The following is a 24,976-nucleotide window of genomic DNA, read 5'->3' as shown; positions in this document are numbered from 1 at the left end:
TGCGCGGCCCGTTAGAGGCGCTCGGCGACGAACTCGGTCAGGTCGACCAGGCGGTTCGAGTAGCCCCACTCGTTGTCGTACCAGGATGCAACCTTGACCTGGTCGCCGATGACCTTCGTGAGGCCGGCGTCGAAGATCGAGGAATGCGGGTCGCCGACAATGTCGCTGGACACGATCGGGTCTTCGGTGTAGCTCAGGATGCCCTTGAGGGGACCCTCCGCTGCGGCCTTGTACGCGGCGTTGACCTCGGCGACGGTCACGGGACGAGAAACGGTGACCGTGAGGTCGGTGATCGACCCGGTCGGGACCGGAACGCGCAGCGCGTAACCGTCGAGCTTGCCGACGAGCTCGGGGATGACGAGGCCGAGGGCCTTGGCGGCACCCGTCGACGTGGGGATGATGTTCGCAGCGGCGGCGCGGGCGCGACGAAGGTCGCTGTGCGGGCCGTCCTGCAGGTTCTGGTCCGCCGTGTACGCGTGCACCGTGGTCATCAGGCCACGCTCGATGCCGAAGTTGTCCAGCAGCACCTTGGAGAGGGGAGCAAGGCAGTTCGTGGTGCAGGAGGCGTTCGAGATGATGTTGTGCAGGGCGGGGTCGTACGTGTTCTCGTTGACACCGAGAACGAGCGTGGCGACGTCCGCGCCAGTGGCGGGAGCGGAAACGAGAACCTTCTGGGCCCCGGCTTCGATGTGCTTCTGCGCGTCGACGGACTTGGTGAAACGACCGGTGGACTCGATGACGATTTCGACGCCCAGCTCGCCCCAGGGCAGGTTCGCCGGGTCGCGCTCGGCGAGTACCTTGATGGGCTTGCCGTCGACGATGATGAGGTCGCCGTCCACTTCGACCGTGGCGTTCAGGCGGCCGCCGACAGAGTCGTACTTGAGCAGGTGAGCGAGCGAGGCGGGGTCGGTGAGGTCGTTGACAGCGACGATTTCAATGTCGCTGCCCTTCGCCAGTGCTGCGCGGAAATAGTTACGGCCGATACGGCCGAATCCGTTGATACCGATCTTTACGGTCACGAAAAACTCCTGAGATACTGAGGGCGCGGTGCGCCGGGTGGGGAAATGCGGGTGAGAAGAGTACCGGTGAGCGGTGGCGCCTCCGCTTTCGAAGGCGCCGGCTCACGAGGTGGCCAGCACGCTACGAGAGTAGCAGCAGGCCGTTCGTCTTCTCGCGGGCGACCGTGAAACGGTCCTGGACGTTGGCCCAGTTCGCGATGTTCCAGAACGCCTTGACGTAGTCCGCGCGCACGTTGCGGTAGTCGAGGTAGTACGCGTGCTCCCAAACATCCAGCATGAGCACCGGCACGATGCCGGCGGCGAAGTTGGACTGCTGGTCGAAGAACTGCTGAATGATCAGCTGCTCTCCAATGGAGTCCCAGGCCAGGACGGCCCAACCTGACCCCTGCACGCCGAGCGCGGCAGCCGTGAAATGAGCCTGGAACTTCTCGAACGAGCCGAAGAAGTCGTCGATCGCCGACGCCAACTCGCCGACCGGCTTGTCGCCGCCGTTGGGCGACAGGTTGGTCCAGAAGATGGAGTGGTTCACGTGCCCACCGAGGTTGAAGGCGAGGTCTTTCTGCAGCTTGTTGACGTTGGTGAGGCTGCCCGAGTCGCGTGCTTCGGCCAGCTGCGCGAGTGCGGTGTTCGCACCCGTCACGTAGGCCTGGTGGTGCTTGCTGTGGTGCAGCTCCATGATCGTCGCGCTGATGCTGGGCTCAAGCGCCGAGTAGTCATAGTCGAGCTGGGGAAGGGTATATTCGGCCATTGCTTATCTCCTCTGAGTGGTGTCGGGGGACGATTGCGCCCCTCGACGTTGTAAGCGACTTTTTCAGTCTAGTCAGCTGGTTTGAAGGGGCACTGAATACGTCATCAGACGTCATCCGGGTGCGCGGGAAACGGAACGTCCGTTCCCGGAATCCCGAGGTCGACGGCCTTTTTATCGGCCATCGCGAGCAGTCGACGGATTCGACCGGCGACGGCATCCTTCGTCATCGGCGGATCGGCGTGGTGGCCGAGTTCGTCGAGGCTGGAATCACGGAAGTTGAGACGAAGCTCGCCGGCGTAGCGCAGGTGCTCCGGGATCTCCGTGCCGAGGATGTCCATGGCACGCTGAACGCGAGCGCAGGCCGCGACCGCCGCTTCGGCGGAGCGACGCAGGTTGGCGTCGTCGAAGTTGACGAGTCGATTGGCCGTGGCACGCACTTCGCGGCGCTGGCGCAGTTCTTCCCAGTTCAGAACCGTGGTCTCGGCGCCCATGTGCACGAGCATGGCACCGATCGCGTCACCGTCGCGGATGATCACCCGGTGAACGCCGCGAACTTCGCGGGCCTTCGCGGCGACTCCGAGCCGACCAGCGGCCCCCACGAGCGCCATGGCGGACTCGTTGCCGGGGCAGACAACCTCAAGGGCGGCGGACCGGCCGGGATCGGTGAGCGAGCCGCTCGCGAGGAACGCGCCACGCCACACCGCGGCAATCTCGTCGCGGGAACCGGTGGTGAGTCGGTTCGGCAGGCCGCGGATCGGACGCCGGCGGGCGTCCAGCAATCCCGTCTGGCGGGCCAGGGTCTCGCCGCCCTCGATCACTCGAACGAGGTAGTGGTTGGTGCGGCGCAGCCCGGAGGCGGCGATGACCTGCACGTCACTGCGCACACCGTAGAGCTCGGCAAGGTCTTTGCGCACGCGCCGTGCGAGGATGGCGGTGTCGAGTTCCGACTCGATGGCGATGCGGCTGCTGATGAGGTGAAGTCCTCCGGAGAACCGGAGAATTGTTGCCAACTCTGCCGCGCGCACTGTGGTCTTCGAGACCTCAACGCGGGAGAGTTCGTCTTTAACGTCGGCGGTGAGTGCCAATCGTATTTCCATTCTGTTATTCGGGCGTGCGATTGGGATGGGCCGCCTGACAGCGGCCGGCGGAGCGTGTGCGCCTGGGTTATTCGCGTCCGAGGTCGCGGTGTTTGATGTTCACCACAACGCCGGGAAGTTCTTCGAGTCGGGAGGCGAGCTCCGTGGCCATGGCGACGGAACGGTGCTTTCCGCCCGTGCAGCCAATACCAATCGTCGCATGCCGTTTGTTTTCGCGCTGGTAGCCGGCGAAGACGGGTGCCAGCGCGGCGGCGTAACCGTGAATGAATTCCGTCGCCCCCTCCTGGGCGAGCACGAAGTCGCGCACCTCGGAATCCTGCCCGGTGTGGCCGCGGAGCTCCGGGATCCAAAACGGGTTCGGGAGGAACCGCGCGTCGGCGACCATGTCGACATCCGTCGGCAGACCGTACTTGAAGCCGAAACTCATCAACGTCACCTGAACGCCCGCCGTTCCCTCGGCGGCGAACAGGTCGGTGGCCGTCGTGGCGAGGTTGTGCACGTTCAGGTCAGAGGTGTCGATGACGATGTCGCTCGACTCGCGAACGCTGAGGAGCCGGGCCCGCTCAGCGGCGATACCGTCCAGAAGCGTTCCCTCTCCCTGCAGCGGATGGGGTCGCCGTACGGATTCGAACCGGCGCACGAGCACGTCGTCCCGCGCCTCCAGGAACACCACCCGCACCTCGATGCCGTGCTGAAGGGACTGCACGGTCTCCCGGAAATCGCCGAACAGGTCCCGGCCGCGGATGTCGACGACGGCAGCGATTTTCGGCAGTGTCGTGCCGGCACGTTCGACGAGTTCCACGAGCGGGCGCAACATCTGCGGCGGCAGGTTGTCGACGACGTACCAGTCGAGGTCTTCAAGCGCGTTCGCGACCGTCGATCGGCCCGCCCCGGACATTCCCGTGACGATCAGCAATTCTTGCTTGTCGGGATCCGTTGTCATTCTAAAATGCGCCTTCTGTCGGTGTTGATCAGACATCAAGCCTACCGACCCGCGGACGCCTTCAGGCCCGCAGGTGCCGATATATCGTGCCGGCGAGCTGGGGACCGATACCGCGAACCTCGGAAATAGCCTCCTCCGGTGCCGACTTCAACCGCGCGACGGAACCGAAGTGCTGCAGGAGCACCTTCACCCGCGCCGGGCCGAGTCCGGGGATTTCGCCCAGGACGCTGGAAATGTCACGCTTGCGCCTGGCTCTCTGATGCGTGATCGCAAAGCGGTGCGCCTCGTCACGTATGCGTTGGATGAGAAAGAGCGCGTCGCTGTTGCGTGGGAGGATCACGGGGTAGTCCGAGTCGGGAAGCCAGATCTCTTCCAGCCGTTTCGCGATCCCGCACAGCTGGATGCCCGTCACGCCGGAGTCCGCGAGAGCCCGGGCGGCCGCCGCCACCTGGGGCTGGCCGCCGTCGACAATGAGCAGATTCGGCGAGTACCGGAACTTCCTGCGTTTCTGCTCGATCTCCTCGGATGGCGCCCCGCCCGACGGCACCTCCCCCAGGACCGACGCCTCCGGTGTCGACGTCGACACGTCGGCGGCCGGTGCCAGATAGGTCAGCCGTCGCATGAGCGTTCGGTAGATCGAATCGGTGTCGTCGGTGGATTCGGGGATGCTGAACCGGCGGTAGTCGTCTTTCCGGGGAAGACCGTCTTCGAACACCACCATTGATGCCACGATGTTCGTGCCACCGAGGTGCGACACGTCGTAGCATTCCATCCGCAGTGGCGCTGACGCCATGCCGAGGGCCTCCTGAATGTCTTCGAGCGCCTTGGATCGTGCCACGAAGTCGGAGCTGCGCCGAGTCTTATACAGCAGGAGCGCCTGTTTCGCGTTCTGCGTGGCCGTCGCCAGGAGCGCGGCCTTTTCACCGCGGTGCGCGGTCACGAGCCGCACCTTGCGGTTCGCGATCTCGGCCAGCCACAGTTCAAGAGCCTCGGCGTCGTCGGGCAGTTCAGGGACGATGATCTCGCGCGGGGGAACCGAGCTTCCCGTGTACGCGGTCTGCATGATGGAGTCGATGAGGTCGCCGGTGGACACGTCCAGTTCCTTGTCCAGCATCCATCCGCGCACGCCGCGGATGCGTCCGCCACGCACATGGAACAGCTGAACCGCGGCAGCGAGTTCGTCCTGCTCGAGGGCGAACAGGTCGATGTCCACGGTGTCGCGAAGCACAACGGCGCTTTTCTCGAGGATGGCCGTGAGCGCCATGACCTGGTCGCGCCGCTTCCCGGCGAGTTCGTATTTCTGCTCGGCCGCCGCCTCCTTCATCTCGGCGGTCAGCGTGTTGATGAGCTTGCGATCCTGGCTGCCCATGAAGCTCACGAACTGTTCCACGCGTGCCCGATGATCCTCGATCGAGACGTTCTGGGAGCAGGGTCCGAAGCAACGCCCGATCTGACTGGCGAAGCAGGGCTTGCCGCTTGTCATGGCGCGTTTGTAGTTTGCGTTGTTGCACGTACGGATCGGAAAGGCCTTGAGCATCAGCTCGATGGTCTCGTAGACGGCCCACACCTTCGGATACGGTCCGAAGTATCGGGCGCCCTTGATGCCCTCGGTACGGGTCACGAGCGCCCGCGGTGCCTCGTCGGCGAGCGTCACCGCGAGGTACGGGTACGACTTATCGTCCTTGAACTGCACGTTGAACGGCGGATCGTATTCGTTGATCCACGTCCACTCGAGCTGCAGGGCCTCCACCTCGGTGCCGACGACCGTCCACTCGACGGACGTCGCGGTGGTGACCATACGCCGGGTGCGTTCGTGCAGGCTCGGAAGCGGGGCAAAATAGTTGGCGAGGCGCGCGCGCAGGTTCTTCGCCTTGCCTACATACAGCACGCGACCGGTGTCATCGAGAAAACGATAGACACCGGGGGTCGTCGGAATCTCACCCGACTTGGGGCGATAGGTCAGGGCGTCAGACACGATGTGATCCGTTGGGGTCGTCGCGGAACCGGTTCTCGGTCCGGCGGGAGTCAGCCCGCGGCAAGGACTTCCTTGAGGAACCTTCCGGTGTGGCTCTTCTTGACCCCGGCCAGCTGCTCCGGGGTGCCCGTCGCGAGGATCTTGCCGCCGCCGGAGCCGCCCTCCGGTCCGATGTCGATGACCCAATCGGAGGACTTGATCACATCCAGGTTGTGCTCGATCACGATGACGGTATTGCCCTTGTCGACGAGGCTGTTGAGCACCAGCAGAAGTTTGCGCACGTCTTCAAAATGCAGCCCGGTCGTCGGCTCGTCGAGGACGTACACGCTGCGGCCGTTGGAACGCCGCTGCAGCTCGGTCGCGAGCTTGACCCGCTGCGCCTCACCGCCCGAGAGCGTTGTGGCGCTCTGTCCGAGGCGAACATAGCCGAGGCCGACCTCGACCAGGGTCTTGAGGAAGCGGTAGATGGAGGAGATGGGTTCGAAGAACTCGGCGGCTTCGCTGATGGGCATGTCGAGCACTTCGGCAATGTTCTTACCCTTGTAGTGCACCGTGAGGGTGTCGCGGTTGTAGCGCTGGCCCCCGCACACTTCGCAGGCAACGTACACGTCGGGCAGGAAGTTCATCTCGATCTTGATCGTTCCGTCGCCGGCGCATGCCTCACAGCGTCCTCCCTTGACGTTGAAGCTGAAGCGTCCCGGCAGGTAGCCGCGCGCCTTCGCTTCGATGGTTTCCGAGAAGAGGTTGCGAATCTTGTCGAACACGCCGGTGTATGTCGCCGGGTTCGAGCGCGGAGTGCGGCCGATCGGGGCCTGGTCCACGTGAATGACCTTGTCGAGGTGGTCGAGCCCGGTCACCCGGGTGTGTTTGCCCGGCAGCTTCCGTGCCCCGTTCAGCCGGTTGGCCAGCACGCGGTAGAGGATGTCGTTGACGAGAGAGGACTTGCCCGAGCCGCTCACACCCGTGACCGCCGTGAAGGTGCCCAGCGGGAACGTGGCGGACACCTTCTGCAGGTTGTTTGCGGCCGCTCCCGTGACGGTGATCACCCGCTCCGGGTCGATCGGTCGGCGTGTGGTGGGCGTCTCGATCGATTTGCGGCCGGCGAGATAGTCTCCGGTGAGCGACGTCGTGTTGGCGAGCAGGTCCTCGTAAGAGCCGGAGTGCACGACGTTGCCGCCGTTGATGCCCGCGCCGGGTCCGATGTCCACGACCCAGTCAGCGGTTCTGATCGTGTCCTCGTCATGTTCGACAACGATGAGGGTGTTGCCGAGGTCTCTCAGGGCGATGAGGGTCTCGATCAGACGACGGTTGTCACGCTGATGCAGTCCGATGCTCGGCTCGTCGAGCACATAGAGCACGCCGGTGAGCCCCGATCCGATTTGGGTCGCCAGACGGATGCGCTGCGCCTCGCCACCCGACAGGGTCGCGGCCGCGCGGGCGAGGTTGAGATAGTTGAGTCCGACCCGGATCAGGAAGTCGAGACGGGACCGGATCTCGCGCAGCACCTGCGCCGCGATGGCCGCCTCGCGATCGGTGAGGGTGAGCTCATCCATGAACGTGCGAGCCTCGCTCAGGCTCAGCGCGCAGACCTCGGCGATGCTGGAACCGTGCACGGTGACCGCGAGGACCTCCGGCTTGAGCCGGGTGCCGTTGCAGACATGGCAGTCCACCTCCCGCAGGTACTCGGCCCAGCGCTGTCGCTGGGTGTCGCTCTCCGCCTGCAGGTACTGTCGCTCGATGTAGGGAACGACGCCCTCGAACCCGGACGTGTAGCTCATTTCGCGCCCGTAACGGTTCTTCCACTTGACCCGCACCTCGAAATTGTCGCCGCGCATGACCGCGTTCTGCACGTCGGAGGTGAGCCCGGACCACGGGGTGTCCAGCGAGAAGTCCAGGTCGCGGGCGAGGCCGTCGAGCAGCTTCTCGTAGTACTGGAACAGGCCCTTGCCCTGGGTTGTCCACGGCAGCACGACGCCCTCGGCGATGCTGAGATCGGGATCGCCCAGGAGCAGGTCTTCATCGACGGACATCCGTGTGCCGAGGCCCGAGCATTCGGGGCACGCGCCAAACGGTGCGTTGAATGAGAACGTGCGCGGCTCGATTTCGGTCAGCTGCACGGGGTGGTTGTTGGGGCAGGACAGCTTTTCGGAGTAGCTCTGCCACGCCGCGTCGCCCTCGTTGTCGATGAAGTTGATCCGCACCAGACCGTCGGTGAGTTTGAGCGCGGTTTCGAGGGAGTCGGTGAGCCGACTGAGCAGCTCCGGACCGGCAACGAGGCGGTCGACGACGACGGAGATGTCGTGTTTCTGCTGCTTCTTCAGAGTCGGCGGTTCGCTCAGCTGGATCTGCACACCGTCGACGATGGCTCGTGAGTACCCGCTGCCGGCGAGTTCCTGGAAAAGGTCGACGAACTCGCCCTTCTTCTGCGAGATCACCGGGCTGACCACCTGGTAGCGGATGCCGGCGTCGAGTTCCATCAACTGGTCCGCGATCTGCTGCACCGTCTGGGACTGAATGATTTCACCGCACACCGCGCAGTGCGGGACGCCTATGCGTGCCCAGAGCAGGCGCATGTAGTCGTAGATCTCGGTGATCGTGCCCACGGTGGAGCGGGGGTTGCGGTTGGTGGATTTCTGGTCGATCGACACCGCCGGGCTCAGTCCCTCGATGAAGTCCACGTCGGGACGGTCGACCTGGCCGAGGAACTGTCGGGCGTAGGCCGAGAGCGACTCGACATAGCGGCGCTGGCCCTCGGCGAAGATCGTGTCGAACGCGAGCGACGACTTTCCGGAACCTGAGAGGCCGGTGAACACCACGAGGGAGTCTCGCGGGATCTCCAGATCCACGTTGTGGAGGTTGTGCACGCGGGCACCGCGAACGCTGAGTTTTGGACCGGACGTAACCTTCGTAATCGACACCTACCGAGTCTACGCAACGCCACCGACACCGACGTGCGGCCGCGGCCGCGGCCGCCCACAGCGAACAGGCACCCGAACAGATACCGTTTCAGGGTATGCATATACTCGGTAGTTATTAGCCGCTTGAGTTGCCGGAGGTCGTATGTCCGTTCGCCAGAGTCTGCTTGCCATCCTGAACCAGGGGCCCTGCTACGGCTACCAGCTGCGGGCCGAGTTCGACCGGCGCACCGGGTCGACCTGGCCGCTCAATGTCGGCCAGATCTACAACACCCTCGATCGCCTCGAACGCGACGGGATGGTGCAGAAGGCCGACATCGACGCCGACGGGCAGAACTATGTGGAGATCACCGAGGCCGGGCGCGGCGAGGTCGCCGACTGGCTCGGCACGCCGGTGGTGCGCACGATGGCCACCCGCGACGAACTCGCCATCAAGCTCGCCATTGCCGTGACGCTGCCGGGCGTGGACATCGCCCAGGTGATCCAGGTGCAGCGCTCCGCGACGATGCGCACCCTGCAGGAGCTGACCCGCACGAAGAACGCGACCGCCGACCCGGAATCGTCCACGCAGCTGGCCTGGCTGCTGGTGATCGACTCGCTCATCTTCGCCGCCGAAGCCGAGGCCCGCTGGCTCGACCATTCGGAGAGCACGCTGGCCCGTGCCCGTGCGGCCGGCGTCGCCGCTCCCCTGCCGCTCAACACCGATGTTCCCAAGCGCGGCCGCCCGGCCAGGACGGTGCCGGCAGGCGTCTGACCGACTCCGATGTTCTGCTGCGGCTCGACGGGGTCTCCATGCAATACGGCCGCGGCCCGGGCATCCGCCCTCGCGGCACTCGTTTGCCAGCGTGGCACTCGTTTGGACGAGTGCCAGGTGGCCAAAGGAGTGCGGCGAGGGTGCTACTGCAGGTGCCCGGCCTTCTCCATTTGACGCAGTTCGCGCTTGAGCTCGGAGAGCTCGTCCCTCAACCGCGCCGCGAGTTCGAATTTGAGTTCGCCGGCCGCCTCGAGCATCTGCGAGTTGAGGTCGGTGATGATCGATTCGAGGTCGTTGGCACCGTTGGCGGCCAGCCCCACCCTGCGTGTGGGCGTGGTGCCCTTGCGGCGCGCGTCGCGGCCGGCGAGCAGCTCGGCCGTGTCGGCCTCCTCACGGGCGAGGACGTCGGTGATGTCCGCGATGCGCTTGCGCAGCGGCGTCGGGTCGATGCCGTGCAGGGTGTTGTACGCCACCTGCTTCTCCCGCCGGCGGTCCGTTTCGTCGATCGCCTTCTCCATCGACGCGGTGAGTCGGTCCGCGTACATGTGCACCTCGCCCGAGACGTTGCGGGCGGCGCGGCCGATAGTCTGGATCAGCGACGTCGACGAACGGAGGAAGCCCTCCTTGTCGGCGTCGAGGATGGCCACGAGCGACACCTCGGGCAGGTCGAGGCCCTCCCGGAGCAGGTTGATGCCGACAAGCACGTCGTAGATTCCGGCGCGCAGTTCGGTGAGCAGTTCCACGCGGCGAAGCGTGTCGACGTCGGAGTGCAGGTAGCGCACCCTCACCCCGGCTTCGGTGAGGAAGTCGGTGAGCTCCTCCGCCATCTTCTTGGTGAGCGTCGTCACCAGAATCCGCTCATCGCGTTCGGTACGCAGCTTGATTTGTTCGAGGAGGTCGTCGATCTGGCCGGCGCTGGGCTTCACGACGATGTGCGGGTCGATGAGACCCGTCGGTCGAATGATCTGCTCGACGATGCCGTCGGCGATGCCCATCTCGTACTTGCCGGGCGTGGCCGAGAGGTAGACGGTTTGCCCGACCCGGTTTTTGAACTCGTTGAATTTGAGCGGGCGGTTGTCGAGCGCGCTCGGCAGTCGGAAGCCATGCTCCACGAGTGTGCGCTTGCGCGAGGAATCCCCCTCGTACATCGCGCCGATTTGCGGCACCGTCACGTGCGACTCGTCAATCACCATCAGGAAATCGTCCGGGAAATAGTCCAGCAGGCAGTGCGGCGCCTCCCCCGCCTGCCGCGCGTCAATGTGCCGCGAGTAGTTCTCGATACCGGAGCAGAACCCGATCTGCTCCATCATCTCGAGGTCGAAATTCGTGCGCATGCGCAGCCGCTGCGCCTCAAGAAGTTTGCCTTCCCGCTCGAGCTGCTCGAGGCGCTCGGCGAGTTCCTCCTGGATCGTACCGATGGCGCGCTGCATCACATCGTTGCTCGCGACGTAGTGCGAGCCCGGGAAGACCGCGACCGAGTCGAGTTTGCGCACGATGTCGCCGGTGAGCGGGTGCAGGCTGTGCAGCGCTTCGATCTCGTCGCCGAACATTTCGATTCGAATGGCAAGCTCTTCGTACATCGGGATGATCTCAATGGTGTCGCCGCGCACCCGAAAGTTGCCGCGCGAGAAGTCCACGTCATTGCGCTGGTACTGCATGGACACGAACTTGCGCACCAGCCAGTCACGGCTGACCTTCTGGCCCACCTGAAGGGCCACCATCGCCTCCATATACCCCTCCGGGGTGCCGAGGCCGTAAATGCAGGAGACCGTGGACACGACGATGACGTCGCGACGGCTGAGCAGGGCATTGGTCGTGGAGTGACGCAGCCGCTCGACCTCCTCATTGATGGACGAGTCCTTCTCGATGAAGGTGTCCGTCTGCGGGACGTAGGCCTCGGGCTGGTAGTAGTCGTAATAGGAGACGAAATATTCGACCGAGTTGTTGGGCATGAGCTCGCGGAACTCGTTGACCAGTTGCGCGGCCAGGGTCTTGTTATGGGCCAGCACCAGGGTGGGACGCTGCACCTGTTCGATCAGCCAGGCCGTCGTGGCGGACTTACCGGTTCCTGTCGCACCGAGCAGCACGATGTCGGTCTCGCCGGCGTTGATGCGCCCCGCAAGATCGGCGATCGCCGTCGGCTGGTCTCCACTCGGCGTGTACTCACTGACGACCTGAAACGGGTTGACCGAGCGGGTAGGTTCCATGCGTCAATTCTACGGACGTGCACCGGCATCCGCTCGCGCGGTGGCCTTACGGCGTGCACGCGGCGGCGCTGGCGGTCTGCCACAACCGGTCGACCTGGGCGAGCGTGGCCTCGACGGCGCCGGTGTTGTCGATGACCGTGTCCGCGATGGCGAGCCGTTCGGCGTCCCCGGCCTGGGAGTTCAGCCGCTGCGTGGCCTCCGTGCGAGTAAGGCCGCGCCGGGTCATCATGCGTGCGATCCGGGTGGCGGTATCCGCGTGCACGACGACGATGAGATCAAACGTCATCCGGCGGGCCTTGACCGCTTCGACCAGCAACGGGACGTCGTAGACCACGACCGCGTGCGGATCGCGGGCATCCGCTTCGGCGATGAGCTCGCGGGTGCGCTGCCACACGAGCGGATGCGTCAGCTCGTTGAGCCGGGTGCGCCGCTCGGCGTCGGCGAAGATGATGTCGCCCAGGGCGGCCCGGTCGAGGGACCCGTCGGCGCGGAGTACCCCCGACCCGAATTCCTCGGCGATGGCCGCCAGTCCCGGGGTGCCGGGGGCGACCACCTCACGGGCCAGCGCGTCGGCGTCGATGTGCACGGCGCCGAGCTCGGCGAGCCGCGCCGCGACCGTGCTCTTGCCCGAGGCGATTCCGCCCGTCAGTCCAATGAGGTACATCCGAGCAATCGTACTCGGCCCCGCCCCGGCGCCCGCAAAACCGGTTGACGTCGCGACACGCCGTTTTCGGTGGCCGCGCGATCCGGCGTGTCTCAGAAACACCGGTTTTGCGGGCGGGTGCGCAAAAAAACAGGCCGCACCCCGGAGGGTGCGACCTGCTCTAATTCGTGCGTGTGGTGCTAGTTGCCGCCGGAGAGCTTCTCGCGGAGAGCCGCGAGTGCCTCGTCGTCAGCAAGCGTGCCGGCGCCAGCCGTCTCGCTCGAGAAGGCAGAGCCGGCCGGAGCGACCTCGCTGGGAGCAGCGATTTCGTCGTTCGCGGTCGAGACCTGCTTCTTGTGGGCTTCCCAGCGCGCCTGGGCAGCAGCGTAGTCCTGCTCCCACTTTTCGCGCTGCTCGTCGAAGCCTTCGCGCCACTCGTTGGTCTCGGAGTCGAAGCCTTCGGGGTACTTGTACTGACCCTTGTCGTCGTACTCGGTGAGCATTCCGTAGAGTGCCGGGTCGAACTCGGTGCCGTCGGGGTCGACACCATCGTTGGCCTGCTTGAGGCTCAACGAAATGCGACGACGCTCGAGGTCGATGTCGATGACCTTCACGAAGACCTCATCGCCAACGGAGACAACCTGCTCGGCGAGCTCAACGTGCTTGCCGGAGAGCTCACTGATGTGAACCAGGCCCTCGATGCCCTCGGCGACGCGAACGAACGCACCGAACGGAACGAGCTTGGTGACCTTACCCGGTGCAACCTGGCCGATGGCGTGGGTGCGAGCGAATACCTGCCACGGGTCTTCCTGCGTTGCCTTGAGCGACAGCGAGACACGCTCGCGGTCCAGGTCAACCTCGAGGATCTCGACGGTGACTTCCTGGCCGACTTCGACGACCTCGCTGGCGTGCTCAATGTGCTTCCAGCTGAGCTCGGAAACGTGAACCAGACCATCAACGCCACCCAGGTCGACGAACGCACCGAAGTTGACGATCGACGAGACGATGCCCTTGCGGACCTGTCCCTTCTGGAGGTTGTTGAGGAACGTGGTGCGGCTCTCGGACTGAGTCTGCTCGAGCAGGGCGCGACGCGACAGCACAACGTTGTTGCGGTTCTTGTCGAGTTCGAGGATCTTGGCCTCGATCTCCTGGCCCAGGTACGGGGTCAGGTCGCGAACACGGCGAAGCTCGATGAGCGAAGCAGGAAGGAAGCCACGGAGACCGATGTCAACGATGAGTCCACCCTTGACGACCTCGATGACCGAACCGGTGACAACACCGTCGGCCTCCTTGATCATCTCGACGTCGCCCCATGCACGCTCGTACTGAGCGCGCTTCTTCGACAGGATGAGACGGCCTTCTTTGTCTTCCTTCTGAAGGACGAGAGCCTCAACCAAGTCGCCGACCTTGACAACCTCGGAAGGGTCAACGTCGTGCTTGATGGAAAGTTCGCGGGAGGGGATTACACCCTCGGTCTTGTAGCCCACGTCGAGGAGAACCTCGTCGCGGTCGATCTTCACGACGGTGCCTTCGATGAGGTCGCCGTCGTTGAAGAATTTCAGAGTCTTTTCGACCGCGGCCAGAAAATCTTCAGCAGATCCAATGTCGTTGATGGCGACCTGCTTGGGTGCCCGTTCGGTCGTTGCGATTGTCATGTAGTAGTTGCTCCAGGATGGACATTCATTGGGCCGTACGCGACCTGAGTCCGGAGTGAACCGGCTCTGACTGCTCCGCGCACAGCAGCGGATACTTCGCCACAAACGTGACACTCTATGCTAGCTGCTCCCCCGGGGCTGCGCCAACTTGGCTGAGTGCGAGATGACAGCGAGCTGTCAGGACGGGAGGAGCGCGGAACGCAGGGTGTCCAGGCCGACCCCGCCCAGGTCGAGCGCGTCACGGTGGAAGTCCTTGATCGAGAAGTCGACGCCGTCACGCGCCGCGGCGGAATCACGCAACTCCTCCCAGATGCGTTGACCGACCTTGTACGACGGCGCCTGTCCGGGCCAGCCGAGGTAGCGATTCACCTCGAACTTCACGAAGCCCTCGTTCATGTTCACGTTGCGGCCGAGGAATTCCAGCGCGTACTCGGCCGTCCAGATGCCGTTGCCGTCCGGTCGCTTCTTGCCCAGGTGCACGCCGATGTCGAGGGCCACGCGGGCCGCACGCATCCGCTGGCCGTCGAGCATGCCGAAGCGGTCGGCGGGGTCGTCGAGGTAGCCGAGCTGTTCCATGAGGCGTTCCGCGTAGAGCGCCCAGCCTTCAGCATGTCCCGAGGTGCCGGCCAGCTGACGGCGCCACGTGTTGAGCGTGCCGCGGTTGTACACAGCCTGGCCGATCTGCAGATGGTGGCCGGGGACGCCCTCGTGGTACACGGTGGTGAGTTCGCGCCAGGTGTCGAATTCCGTGACCCCCACCGGCACGGACCACCACATGCGACCGGGCCGCGAGAAATCGTCGGTGGGACCGGTGTAGTAGATTCCACCTTCCTGAGTGGGAGCGATCATGCATTCGATCGTCTTGATCTCATCGGGGATATCGAACTGGGACTTCGACAGTGCGATGACGGCGTTGTCGCTGGTCTTCTGCATCCATTCCTGCAGGGCCTTCGTGCCGTGCAGTTTGCGGCTCGCATCGGTGTCGAGGAATGCGATGGCTTCCAGCACGCTCGCGCCGGGCTTGATCTGCTGCGCGATGCTTTCCTGTTCCTCGGTCATGCGCGCGAGTTCTTCGAGGCCCCACTCGTAGGTCTCATCCAGGTCGATCGTGGCCCCCAGAAAACCGCGGGAGGCCAGCGAGTAGAGGTCGCGGCCGATGGCGTCCTGTTCGGTGGCGGCGCCCTCGAGTTCGTGGCCGAGAAAGTCGCCGAGCTTGCGGTACGCGGCGGCGGAGGCGCGAGCACCGGCGCCCAGGTCTTTCGCCAGCGAGGCCGGCAGTGTGCCGTCCTCGAGCGCCGCGTCGGCCGCGAAATGCGCGAAGAAGCCGTCATTGGCCTGATGCCGGCGAGTTTGCGCGAGAACCTCGCGTACCTGCCTCCTGGCGGGAGTGACGCCCTTCTCGATGCCCAGCCGGAGCGTCTCGATGTACCCGTCGACCGCGGCCGGCACGCTGCCGAGCCGGGAGGAGATGTTCGACCAGTCCTCCACGGTGGACGTGGGCATGAGGTCGAAGATTTCCCGGATGCCCTGGGCCGGCGAGGCGATCACGTTGAGGTCACGCAGGTGCAGGTGCTGCTCCGAGCTCTCCAGCTGCAGGGCGAGAGTGCTTCTCAGGTCGGTGCGGGTGACGGTGTCCACCGCGTCGACGTCGCTCGCCGCGTCAAGACGGGCGATGACGGCGGCGGCTTCGGCAACGAAGCGCTCCTGTCCGGCCGGCGAGAAATCCCCGAATCGACCGTCCCCCTCGGTGCGGCCGATGTAGGTGCCCACGGTGGGATCCAGCTCGACGAGGGTGTCAACCCAGTCCTCGGCTATCCGATCGATTGCCGTGACTGGTCGCTGCGTTTCGTGTGTCATGGCCCGAGCTTAGGACACCGGAACAGCTCCGGTGGACTAGTGGGCGGCGTCGTCCCAGTTCGCGCCGCGACCCACCTGAACGTCGAGGGGCACGAGCAATTCCACGGCGGAACTCATCCGATCGGTGACCACGTCGCGCAGGGTGTCCCACTCGCCGGGAGCGACGTCAAAGATCAGTTCGTCATGCACCTGCAGGAGCATGCGAGAGTCCATGCCGCGCGTGCCGAGATCGCTCGCGATCCCGTTCATGGCGATCTTCATGATGTCCGCCGCCGATCCCTGGATGGGCGCGTTCAGGGCCGCGCGCTCGGCGTTCTCACGCAGGGCGCGGTGCGGGCTCTGCAAATCCGGGAACGGACGTCGACGCCCGAAGATCGTTTCGGTGTATCCGTCGACCTTGGCCTGCTCGACGACGTGTCGCAGGTAGTCGCGGACGGCACCGAACCGCTCGAAGTAGTCGGTCATCAGCTGCTTGGCCTCCTTCGTCTCGATGCGCAGCTGCCGGGACAGACCGAACGCGCTCAGGCCGTAGGCCAGACCGTAGGACATGGCCTTGACCTTGCTGCGCATCTCGTTGGAAACATCTTCCGGCGACACCCCGAAAATTCGGGAACCGACGAACCGGTGCAGGTCCTCCCCGGCGGCGAACGCCTCGATGAGCCCGGCATCCTCCGACAGGTGCGCCATGATGCGCATCTCGATCTGCGAGTAGTCGGCCGTCAGCAGGCACTCGCTGCCCTCGCCCGCGTGGAACGCGGCCCGGATCCTGCGGCCCTCCTCGGTGCGCACCGGAATGTTCTGCAGGTTCGGGTCGGTCGACGAGATCCTGCCGGTCGCCGTGCCGATTTGCACGTAGTTCGTGTGGATGCGGCCGGTGTCGTCGATGGCCCGGTCCAGCGTTTCCACGATCTGACGCAGCTTCGTCGCGTCGCGGTGCTTGAGGAGAAGATCGAGGAACGGATGCGGGTTGCTGGCCTGCAGGTCCGCAAGAGCACCGGCATCCGTGGAGAAGCCGGTCTTGTTGGCGCGGGTCTTGGGCATCTCCAGCTGCGTGAAGAGTACGTCCTGCAGCTGTTTGGGAGACCCCAGGTTCACCTCGCGGCCGATCTCGGCGTAGGCGCTGGCGGCCAGCGCCGCCGTCTTCTCCCCGAGCTTGGTCGACAGCGCGGAGAGTTCGGCGTGCGACACGGCGACGCCAGCGAGCTCCATGTCGACGAGCGTCATCAACGTGGGTATTTCGATGTCGGACAGCACCCCGCGGGAGCCCTCGTCGAGGGCCTCCGTGACGGCGGTGGCGAGGCGCATCGTGTACCAGGCCTGCATGGGCACACCGCCTCCCGCCGAATCGTCGGGGACCAGCTGGTTGGGATCGGTGACCGGGAGTTCTTCCTGCAAGTATCGGCTGACCAGGTCGGACAGGGTCTTGTCCGGTCCGCCGGGCCGCACGAGCCAGCCGGCCACGAGGGTATCGATGGACAAGCCGTTGAACGCGACTCCGCTGCGCCGCAGCGCCTTGATCTGCAGTTTGGCGTCGTGCATCAGCTTGGGAGCATCGCTCGCGAGCCACTCCTCGACTGGCGCGTAGTCGGCGCGCCCCGGCTGCCATGGCAGGTTCACGGTCTCGGTCAGGCTCGACAGGCCGAAGCCGATGGCCCGCCCTTCCTGAACCTCAACGGTGAACCCGAGTCCCTGCGGTGACCGCGCCATGGACCGTGCGATCCACGCGGCGAGTTCCTCGTCGAGCAGGTCCTGGGCCTGTGGGGCAACGGGCGCGGCCGGGATCTCTTCGGCGGGCGCTGCGGCAGTCGTCGCGCCGGCGCCCTCCGCCGTGCCCTCGAGCTTCAGCACGCGGTCGAGCAGGCTCTTGAACTCCAGCCGCGAGAACACGTCCCGGACGGCATCCGCGTTCATCGGTGCCCGGCCGAGATCCGCCGGGCCGAAGGGCAGCTCGACCGTGGTGACAAGCCGGTTCAACCGGCGGTTGCGGACGGCATTCTCTTTCTGCTCGCGCAGGTTGTTGCCCACAACACCCTTGATCTCGTCGGCGTGCTCGAGGATGCCGTCGAGGCTGCCGTAGAGCCCGAGCCACTTCACCGCGGTCTTTTCGCCGACCTTGGAGATTCCGATCAGGTTGTCGCTCGTCTCGCCGACGAGGGCGGCCACGTCGGGGTACTGCTCGGGTTCGATGCCGTAGCGTTCGCGCACCCGCGCCGGGTCGTACCGGGTCAGGGCCGAGACGCCCTGGCTCGCGGGGTACAGCAGCGTCACCTTGTCGTTGACGAGTTGGATGGCATCGCGGTCGCCGGAAACGACGAGCACATCGAAGCCGGCCTCGGAGCCCTGCACCGAGAGGGTCGCGAGAATGTCGTCCGCCTCGAAGTCTTCCTTCGTGATGGTGATGATGTTCATGGCCGCCAGGGCCTCCTGCAGGAGTGGGATCTGGCCGAGGAATTCACTGGGCGTCGCGTTGCGGGTGCCCTTGTATTCCGGGTACTCCCGGGTGCGGAACGAGGCGCGCGAGATGTCGAAAGCCACGGCGATGTGCGTGGGCTTCTCGTTGCGCAGCAGACTGAGCAGCATGGACAGGAAGCCGTGAATGGCATTCGTGTGCTGCCCGTCGTGGGTCTGGAAGCTGTCCACGGGCAGGGCGTAGAACGCCCGGAATGCCAGGGAGTGGCCGTCGATGATCATGAGGGTAGGCTTTTCTGAATCCAACACGCTCCCAGCCTACAAGCGTCATCCGGGCTGAAGCTGGCACAACGACCAAAGGTGATCATGTTCAATACGACCGAAGACGCACTCGCCTGGGTTCAGGAGCGTGGCTGCGGGGACCTGGCCGAGAAGATGGGTATCGAGTTCACGGAGTTCACGATCGATCGGGCCGTGGCACGGATGCCGGTCGAGGGGAACACCCAGCCGGCCATGCTGATGCACGGTGGGGCTTACGTCGTGCTCGGGGAATCCCTGGGTTCCATGGCGGCCAACCTGCACGCCGGCAGTGACAAGCTCGCGGTCGGCATCGAGATCAACGCGTCGCACAACCGTTCGGCGACATCCGGTTACGTCACGGGCGTCTGCACCCCGATTCACCTCGGCCGCACGCTCACCACCCATGAAATCGTCGTCACGGATGACCAGGGTCGCCGGTGTTCCACGATTCGGATCACCAACCTTATTAAGGACATGCCGCCGACCCGATAACGGCACGATCCGCGTCGCAAAAAAACGGAGCCGGCGGGCAGGCCCAGGGGCTGCCCGCCGGCTCCGTTCGCGGCGATGCGTGTTGGCGCTACTTCTTGGCGCTGAGCTGCTCGATGATCGCCTGCGAGACGTCGTGCATGGTGAGACGGCGGTCCATGGACGCCTTCTGGATCCAGCGGAACGCTTCCGGTTCGGTCAGGCCCATCTTCTCGTTGAGCAGGCCCTTGGCCCGGTCGACGAGCTTGCGGGTCTCGAAGCGCTCGACCAGGTCGGCGACCTCGGCCTCCAGCGTGATGATCTGGCTGTAGCGCGAGAGGGCGATCTCGATCGCGGGCAGCAGGTCGTTGGGAGTGAAGGGCTTGACGACGTAGGCGAGCGCTCCGGCCTCGGTGGCCCGCTCGACGAGCTCCTTCTGGCTGAACGCCGTCAGGAGGACGACGGGAGCAATGTGCTCTTTGGACAGTCGCTCTGCGGCGCTGATGCCGTCGAGCTGTGGCATCTTCACGTCCATGATGACGAGGTCTGGGCGAAGTTCTCGAGCAAGCGCCACCGCAGTCTCACCGTCCCCGGCTTCACCGACGACTTCGAAGCCGTTGTCACGGAGAATTTCGACGATATCGAGGCGAATAAGGGACTCATCCTCCGCGACGACGACGCGGCGGGGAGGGGCGGGGGTGCTGGCTTGGTCGGTCACGCCCAAAAGCCTACGGTATTCTTGACGAGTAGATGTGAGCCGGTGTGGCGGAATGGCAGACGCGGAGCACTCAAAATGCTTTGTTCGAAAGGACGTGTGGGTTCGAGTCCCACCACCGGTACCAAGGAAACAACGGGAAAACCCCTGCTCAGGCAGGGGTTTTCGCGTTTCGGTATCCACTCCCGCCGTCTCGTCGGGACGGGCCTCAAGCTCGACTGTCGGCCCAAATTCTCTGCGCGGATCGACTACACCGTGCCGGTGAGCTGGCCCGAGAATGTGGCGAGAACGGCCTGCACGACCTCCTCCCTGGGGCATTCGGGATCGAAAACCAGCCATTCGAGCCCCACGAGCAGTGTTGCGCCGAAAACGCCGCTGGCCATGAGGCCGGAACGGCCGGGTCGGGCATCGGGCGGGAGAGCCTCGTCGATCGCGCACGCGAATTCCGCCAGCGCGGCATGCCGAAACTCAAAGGACGATTCCTGCCAGGTGCGGTCCGTCCGAAAAATCTCCCCCGCAATCACCCTGGCGAGGGCGGTGTTGCCGGCGATTCGTTCCAGGAGGGTCTCCACGAGGGCCTGAATGGCCGCCCAGCCGACCTTCCCCGATCGCGCGGCCCTGAGCGCCTCGGTGAGCGCCGACATGCCCTCCAGCAGCAGACCCTCGAAGATCTTGTCCTTCGAGGCGAAGTTGTAGTAGAGCGTTCCCTTGGCCACTCCGGCGCGCTGCGCCACGTCATCCATGGACGTTCCGCTGATTCCCTGCTCGGCGGCAAGATCGAGAGCCGCGTCGAGAATCGCTCGTTTGGATCCGGTTTCGCGTGCCATTGGTGTCCATCCCTCGGTGCTTCTGTTGCTCTTGTACTGACCAGTCAGTATAGTTTATGGAACGCCCTGCAGCGACGCACGTGTCCACTTCCGGACAGGCCCTAGTCCGCGCACCCACCGAACACGAACCAGTCGAGGGCACACCGATGCACGTCACGCTCAGCGCCGTCAGCAAGGGACCCAACGATTCCTCGCTGCCGCCGACCTCCGTCGAATTCTCCAGCGGAACCGCAACCCTGACTCGCGCGGAAACGGAGCGCCGACCCACGGTGCTCGGCCTGATCGCGAGCGGACGCATGCGCGCCGACGCGGGACTGGTCACGATCGACGGGGCGACGGACTATTCCGCGCTGCGTCGCCGCATCGCCCTCATCGACGCGCCGGGGGTGTGCGAACCGGCCGACGACGTCACGGTGGCGCAGGTCGTTGCCGAAGAGCTGATGTTCGCCGGCCGTGTCGGGACGCGCCGCAGCGTGCTGCAGGTGCTCACGCGCCTGGGGCTCCGCGGCGACGAGAAGTCCGCCATGGCCAACCTCGGACCCGATGCGCGCATCCGCCTGTTGACGGAACTGGCCGTGCTTCGTGAGGGAGTTGACGGCCTCGTGCTGTGCTCCCCCGATCGACATGGCGGGAACCCGCGAGGCTGGTGGGCCATCGCCCAGGGCCTCGCGGAACGCGGCTATGCCGTGCTCGCCATCGCCGGAGATGCGTCCGCCCATGCCATCACCGCCCACACGTTCGACCTTGAGGGACTGCCCCGATGAATATCTTCGCCATGGTGCGCGCCGAACTGGCCCGTCTCACGTCCACGGCCATGTCCCGGATCGCCCTGATCGCGCTTCTCCTCGTGCCCGTGTTGTACGGGGGCCTCTACCTCTGGGCCAACCAGGATCCCTACGCCGGACTCGACCGGGTTCCGGTCGCGCTCGTCGTCGCCGACACGGGGGCGGATATGAAGGGCACGGCAGAGAACTACGGCGACGAGGTGGCCACGCAGCTCGTCGCCCATGCGGACTTCGACTGGCACCGCGTCTCCGCGGCAGAGGCGCACTCCGGGGTCACAGACTCGGTCTATGACTTCAGCGTCACGATCCCCGCCGACTTCTCGACGGCGATCGTCTCCGCCTCGGGCGACTCCCCGCACCGGGCGACCATCACCCTCGCCACGAACGACACCACGGGGTATCTCGCGTCCACGATCGGCACCCAGGCCGCCAAGTCCATTCGCGCCGCCATCGTGACCAAGGTCAACAAGGAGGCCGCTGACGGCTTCCTCGTCGGCCTCTCCGATGTCCGCTCCAGCCTGGTCACGGCCACCGACGGAGCCGGGGAGGTGACCGAAGGCGCCGCATCCGCTGGCGCCGGCGCTGATGCCCTCGTCGCGGGAACGGGACAGCTCGCCAGCGGCGCGCGGGAGCTGTCTGCGGGCCTCGGCACCCTCGATGAGGCCACCGGAACGCTCGCCGACGGTGCCGGTCAGGTCGATTCCGGTGCCACGCGGGTGGCACAGGGCACCGGGCAGGTCGCCGATGCCACCGCCTCCGTGAGCGAGGGCGCCGGCCGGCTCGCAACAGGAACGGGACAGGTCGCGGACGGAGCGGAGGCGCTGGCGGCCGCGCAGTCGGAACTCGCCGACGCGACTTCCGGTGCCGGCGACAGCACCGCGGGAGCGGCCTCCGCGCTCGACGCCGCACGACGCAGCATCTCCGATCAGCTGACGTCGGCCGGGCTCACCCCGGCGCAAATCGGCTCGGTCCTGGCGACCCTCGACGCTCCGACGGCACGAATCGACACGGCCGGCACCATCCTGCAGTCCGCGGGCACCCGGATCGATGGTCTCGTGGATGCGGGCGACCGGGTGGCCGTCGGAGCTCGCGCCAGCGCCACCGGCGCGGCGACGCTCGCGGACGTAGCCGCCCAGACCAGGGACGGCGCGGCCTCGGCAGCCGAAGGCGCGACCCAGACCGCGGCCGGCGCCCACAGCCTCGCCACCGGCGCGACCGACCTGCACGCCGGCACGGCCGGCGCGGCCGAGGGAGGCGTGACGCTCGAGGGAGGGGCCTCTGCCCTGAACACGGGAGCGGAGGACCTGCGCACGGGACTGACCCAGCTCGAAACCGGAGCGGCCACGTTGCGGGACGGGCTGCAGAGCGGCGTCGACGAGATCCCCGCCTCGGATGCGGAGAGCCGTGCCCTGCAGGGCACCACGATCGCCGACCCCGTCGACCTCAATACGGCCGCGGTGACCAGTGCCGGCACCTATGGGGCGGGTCTCGCCCCGTTCTTCATCAGTCTGGCCGGGTGGATCGGCATCTACGCACTGTTCCTCATCGTCAAGCCCGTGTCCCGCCGGGCCATCACCGCACTGCACGCCCCCATCAAGATCACCCTCGCCGGCTGGCTGACCCCCGGACTGTTCGGCATGGTGCAGATGGCCGCCCTGTTCGCCATCGTCGCCGGCGCTCTCGGTTTCACGGTGCATAATCCGGTGGGCACCTACGCGATGATGGGCCTCGCCGCCCTCACCTTCGCGGCCATCATCCTCGCCCTCAACGTCTGGCTCGGCAGCGTCGGACAATTCATCGGGCTCGTGCTGATGGTCGTGCAACTCGTGACGGCCGGCGGCACGTTCCCGTGGCAGACCCTGCCGTTCCCCCTCGACTGGCTGCACCACATTGTGCCGATGAGTTACGCCGTCGACGGCATCCGCCAACTGATGTACGGCGGAATCCCCGCGACCGCCTGGGCGGATGCGGGTGTGCTTGTGCTCTGGCTGGTGGGCGCGCTTGTCCTGACGCTCATCGGGGTGACCCGCATGACGCATTTCCGTACCCTGCGCGATCTGCGTCCGAGCCTGATCGGATAGCGACGCCGGAAGCGACGAAAGCCCCGCCCCACGTCGACTCGACGCGGGGCGGGGCATTCCTGTATGCAGAACTACTGCTTGACGTAGGCGGGTGCAACCTCGTTGTGAGCGTCGCCCACGCGGTACACGCGAATGTCGTTCGTGGATCCCACGATTCCGGGAGGGGAACCGGAGATGACGACGACCTTGTCGCCGACCTCCGCGAGGCCCTCGCCCAGAAGAATGTCGTCAACCTGACCGAACATGGCGTCGGTGTGCGTCACCGGGTCGACCATGTACGTCTGCACGCCCCAGGTCAACGCAAGACGACGACGGATGCCGGCCTCGGGCGTGAAGGCGAGCATCGGGATGTTCGACCGCAGGCGCGACATGCGCCGTGCCGAGTCGCCCGACTGGGTGAAGATGCACAGGTACTTCGCCTCGACGAATTCCGCGACCTCGATCGCGGCGAGGGTGATCGCCCCGCCCTGGGTACGCGGACGGTTCGTGAGCTTGCCGATGCGTTCGAGACCGTGAGTTTCGGTGGATTCGACAATGCGGGCCATGGTCTGCACCGTGACGACGGGGTACTCCCCCACGCTTGTTTCACCACTGAGCATCACGGCGTCGGCGCCGTCGAGCACGGCGTTGGCGACGTCGGAGGTCTCGGCGCGGGTCGGAACAGGGCTCTGGATCATCGACTCGAGCATCTGCGTCGCGACGATGACCGGCTTCGCCATGCGTCGAGCGATCTCGACGGCGCGCTTCTGCACGATCGGAACGGCCTCGAGCGGAAGCTCCACACCCAGGTCTCCACGGGCGACCATGATCGCGTCGAACGCGTCAACGATGCCCTCGAGGTGTTCGACCGCCTGCGGCTTCTCGATCTTGGCGATGACCGGAACGCGACGTCCCTCTTCCGCCATGATCTCGTGTACGCGGGTGATGTCGTCGGCGTTGCGCACGAAGGACAGCGCGATCAGGTCGGTGCCGAGGCGGAGTCCCCACCGCAGGTCGGCCTCGTCCTTGTCGGACAGCGCGGGCACGTTGACCGCGACACCGGGCAGGTTGATGCCCTTGTTGTGGGACACGGGACCGGCGACGATGACCTTGGTCGTGACGACGACGCCATCCGTTTCGACGACCTCAACCTTGACCTTGCCATCGTCGATCAGCAGGAAGTCGCCGGGCTTCACGTCGTTGGGCAGGCCCTTGAACGTGGTTCCCGACAGTTCCTTGGTGCCGAGAACGTCTTCGGTCGTGATCTTGAAGATGTCGCCGACCGCGAGGTCGTACGGGCCGCCCTCGAACTTGCCGAGGCGAATCTTCGGGCCCTGCAGGTCGACCATGACAGCCACGGCGCGGCCGGAGTCGTTGGCGGCCTTGCGGACGTTGGCGTACACGCCCTCGTGCACCTGGTAGGTGCCGTGGCTGAGGTTCATGCGACAGACGTCAACGCCCGCGTCGATGAGCGCCCTGATCTGCTCGTAGCTGGCAGCTGCCGGCCCGAGTGTGGCGACAATTTTGGCGCGTCTCATGCTGGAGGATCTCCGGTTTCCGCGCCTTGCGGCGCATTGTGACTCTGTTCTGACGAACGGG

General features: G+C 65.5%; 18 protein-coding genes and 1 tRNA gene. 5 read left to right on the top strand and 14 right to left on the bottom strand.

The window, feature by feature from the left end; translation table 11 throughout:
• Nucleotides 1–11: 11 nt before the first annotated feature.
• From gap to uvrA, 6 genes are all read right to left on the bottom strand, one after another.
• The gene (gene gap / locus AC1MB9_RS06020) at nt 12–1,019 is read right to left on the bottom strand and encodes a type I glyceraldehyde-3-phosphate dehydrogenase (protein ID WP_479964126.1); all 1,008 of its coding nucleotides are present in this window, start codon (nt 1,017–1,019) and stop codon (nt 12–14) included.
• Nucleotides 1,020–1,140: 121 nt separating this feature from the next.
• The gene (locus AC1MB9_RS06015) at nt 1,141–1,767 is read right to left on the bottom strand and encodes a superoxide dismutase (RefSeq protein ID WP_479964125.1); all 627 of its coding nucleotides are present in this window, start codon (nt 1,765–1,767) and stop codon (nt 1,141–1,143) included.
• A gap of 104 nt (nt 1,768–1,871) precedes the next feature.
• A complete protein-coding gene (whiA, locus tag AC1MB9_RS06010; RefSeq protein WP_479964589.1) occupies nt 1,872–2,852 on the bottom strand; it encodes a DNA-binding protein WhiA in 981 nt (326 codons plus the stop codon).
• A gap of 79 nt (nt 2,853–2,931) precedes the next feature.
• Nucleotides 2,932–3,807 (bottom strand): RNase adapter RapZ, encoded by an 876-nt coding sequence (gene rapZ / locus AC1MB9_RS06005; protein WP_479964124.1) that lies wholly within the window; start codon nt 3,805–3,807, stop codon nt 2,932–2,934.
• A 61-nt stretch (nt 3,808–3,868) separates the two neighbouring features.
• The gene (gene uvrC / locus AC1MB9_RS06000) at nt 3,869–5,782 is read right to left on the bottom strand and encodes an excinuclease ABC subunit UvrC (RefSeq protein ID WP_479964123.1); all 1,914 of its coding nucleotides are present in this window, start codon (nt 5,780–5,782) and stop codon (nt 3,869–3,871) included.
• Nucleotides 5,783–5,832: 50 nt separating this feature from the next.
• A complete protein-coding gene (uvrA, locus tag AC1MB9_RS05995) occupies nt 5,833–8,700 on the bottom strand; it encodes an excinuclease ABC subunit UvrA (protein ID WP_479964122.1) in 2,868 nt (955 codons plus the stop codon).
• 142 nt (nt 8,701–8,842) lie between these two features.
• Here uvrA and AC1MB9_RS05990 point away from each other — a divergent pair, with 142 nt between their 5' ends.
• Nucleotides 8,843–9,451: a PadR family transcriptional regulator gene (locus tag AC1MB9_RS05990; RefSeq protein WP_479964121.1), complete on the top strand. Its 609-nt coding sequence runs from the start codon at nt 8,843–8,845 to the stop codon at nt 9,449–9,451.
• Nucleotides 9,452–9,594: 143 nt separating this feature from the next.
• Here AC1MB9_RS05990 and uvrB read toward each other — a convergent pair whose 3' ends face one another.
• From uvrB to polA, 5 genes are all read right to left on the bottom strand, one after another.
• Nucleotides 9,595–11,658, bottom strand: coding sequence for an excinuclease ABC subunit UvrB (gene uvrB / locus AC1MB9_RS05985; protein WP_479964120.1), 2,064 nt, complete (start codon nt 11,656–11,658; stop codon nt 9,595–9,597).
• 46 nt (nt 11,659–11,704) lie between these two features.
• Entirely contained in the window at nt 11,705–12,322 is a 618-nt protein-coding gene (coaE, locus tag AC1MB9_RS05980; protein WP_479964119.1) for a dephospho-CoA kinase, read from the bottom strand.
• A gap of 179 nt (nt 12,323–12,501) precedes the next feature.
• Complete coding sequence (gene rpsA, locus AC1MB9_RS05975) at nt 12,502–13,956, bottom strand: 30S ribosomal protein S1 (protein ID WP_479964118.1); 1,455 nt, start codon at nt 13,954–13,956, stop codon at nt 12,502–12,504.
• A 177-nt stretch (nt 13,957–14,133) separates the two neighbouring features.
• Nucleotides 14,134–15,813, bottom strand: a complete 1,680-nt coding sequence (locus AC1MB9_RS05970) for a DUF885 domain-containing protein (RefSeq protein ID WP_479964117.1) — start codon at nt 15,811–15,813, stop codon at nt 14,134–14,136.
• 36 nt (nt 15,814–15,849) lie between these two features.
• On the bottom strand, nt 15,850–18,531 hold the full coding sequence (polA, locus tag AC1MB9_RS05965; protein ID WP_479964116.1) for a DNA polymerase I: 2,682 nt from the start codon (nt 18,529–18,531) through the stop codon (nt 15,850–15,852).
• Nucleotides 18,532–18,588: 57 nt separating this feature from the next.
• Here polA and AC1MB9_RS05960 point away from each other — a divergent pair, with 57 nt between their 5' ends.
• Nucleotides 18,589–19,014 (top strand): hotdog fold thioesterase, encoded by a 426-nt coding sequence (locus AC1MB9_RS05960; protein ID WP_479964115.1) that lies wholly within the window; start codon nt 18,589–18,591, stop codon nt 19,012–19,014.
• 88 nt (nt 19,015–19,102) lie between these two features.
• Here AC1MB9_RS05960 and AC1MB9_RS05955 read toward each other — a convergent pair whose 3' ends face one another.
• Complete coding sequence (locus AC1MB9_RS05955; RefSeq protein ID WP_479964114.1) at nt 19,103–19,708, bottom strand: ANTAR domain-containing response regulator; 606 nt, start codon at nt 19,706–19,708, stop codon at nt 19,103–19,105.
• Nucleotides 19,709–19,746: 38 nt separating this feature from the next.
• Here AC1MB9_RS05955 and AC1MB9_RS05950 point away from each other — a divergent pair.
• Nucleotides 19,747–19,832: transfer RNA gene (locus AC1MB9_RS05950), tRNA-Leu, on the top strand.
• Between the two features lie 121 nt (nt 19,833–19,953).
• On the opposite strand, the gene AC1MB9_RS05945 is transcribed toward AC1MB9_RS05950, so the two are convergent.
• Entirely contained in the window at nt 19,954–20,532 is a 579-nt protein-coding gene (locus AC1MB9_RS05945; RefSeq protein ID WP_479964113.1) for a TetR/AcrR family transcriptional regulator, read from the bottom strand.
• Between the two features lie 146 nt (nt 20,533–20,678).
• Between AC1MB9_RS05945 and AC1MB9_RS05940 the strand changes: the two genes are divergently transcribed.
• Nucleotides 20,679–21,296, top strand: a complete 618-nt coding sequence (locus AC1MB9_RS05940; RefSeq protein ID WP_479964112.1) for a hypothetical protein — start codon at nt 20,679–20,681, stop codon at nt 21,294–21,296.
• Nucleotides 21,293–23,398 carry a YhgE/Pip family protein gene (locus AC1MB9_RS05935; RefSeq protein WP_479964111.1) on the top strand — a complete coding sequence of 702 codons (2,106 nt, stop codon included), beginning with the start codon at nt 21,293–21,295 and terminating at the stop codon, nt 23,396–23,398. Before AC1MB9_RS05940 ends, AC1MB9_RS05935 begins: the two co-directional genes overlap by 4 nt.
• 71 nt (nt 23,399–23,469) lie before the next feature.
• On the opposite strand, the gene pyk is transcribed toward AC1MB9_RS05935, so the two are convergent.
• Entirely contained in the window at nt 23,470–24,915 is a 1,446-nt protein-coding gene (gene pyk, locus AC1MB9_RS05930) for a pyruvate kinase (RefSeq protein ID WP_479964110.1), read from the bottom strand.
• Between the last annotated feature and the right edge of the window lie 61 nt (nt 24,916–24,976).

Source organism: Cryobacterium sp. AP27, from assembly GCF_056680495.1.
This window is presented reverse-complemented; position numbering and strand designations above follow the sequence as displayed.

Excerpts from the sequence above, each read along its gene's own strand:
- AC1MB9_RS05960 (WP_479964115.1), top strand. The coding sequence starts at position 18,589 with ATGTTCAATACGACCGAAGACGCACTCGCCTGGGTTCAGGAGCGTGGC.
- rapZ (WP_479964124.1), bottom strand. The coding sequence starts at position 3,807 with ATGACAACGGATCCCGACAAGCAAGAATTGCTGATCGTCACGGGAATG.
- AC1MB9_RS05945 (WP_479964113.1), bottom strand. The coding sequence starts at position 20,532 with ATGGCACGCGAAACCGGATCCAAACGAGCGATTCTCGACGCGGCTCTC.
- AC1MB9_RS06015 (WP_479964125.1), bottom strand. The coding sequence starts at position 1,767 with ATGGCCGAATATACCCTTCCCCAGCTCGACTATGACTACTCGGCGCTT.
- AC1MB9_RS05990 (WP_479964121.1), top strand. The coding sequence starts at position 8,843 with ATGTCCGTTCGCCAGAGTCTGCTTGCCATCCTGAACCAGGGGCCCTGC.
- uvrB (WP_479964120.1), bottom strand. The coding sequence starts at position 11,658 with ATGGAACCTACCCGCTCGGTCAACCCGTTTCAGGTCGTCAGTGAGTAC.
- AC1MB9_RS05940 (WP_479964112.1), top strand. The coding sequence starts at position 20,679 with ATGCACGTCACGCTCAGCGCCGTCAGCAAGGGACCCAACGATTCCTCG.
- AC1MB9_RS05970 (WP_479964117.1), bottom strand. The coding sequence starts at position 15,813 with ATGACACACGAAACGCAGCGACCAGTCACGGCAATCGATCGGATAGCC.
- AC1MB9_RS05935 (WP_479964111.1), top strand. The coding sequence starts at position 21,293 with ATGAATATCTTCGCCATGGTGCGCGCCGAACTGGCCCGTCTCACGTCC.
- pyk (WP_479964110.1), bottom strand. The coding sequence starts at position 24,915 with ATGAGACGCGCCAAAATTGTCGCCACACTCGGGCCGGCAGCTGCCAGC.
- rpsA (WP_479964118.1), bottom strand. The coding sequence starts at position 13,956 with ATGACAATCGCAACGACCGAACGGGCACCCAAGCAGGTCGCCATCAAC.
- coaE (WP_479964119.1), bottom strand. The coding sequence starts at position 12,322 with ATGTACCTCATTGGACTGACGGGCGGAATCGCCTCGGGCAAGAGCACG.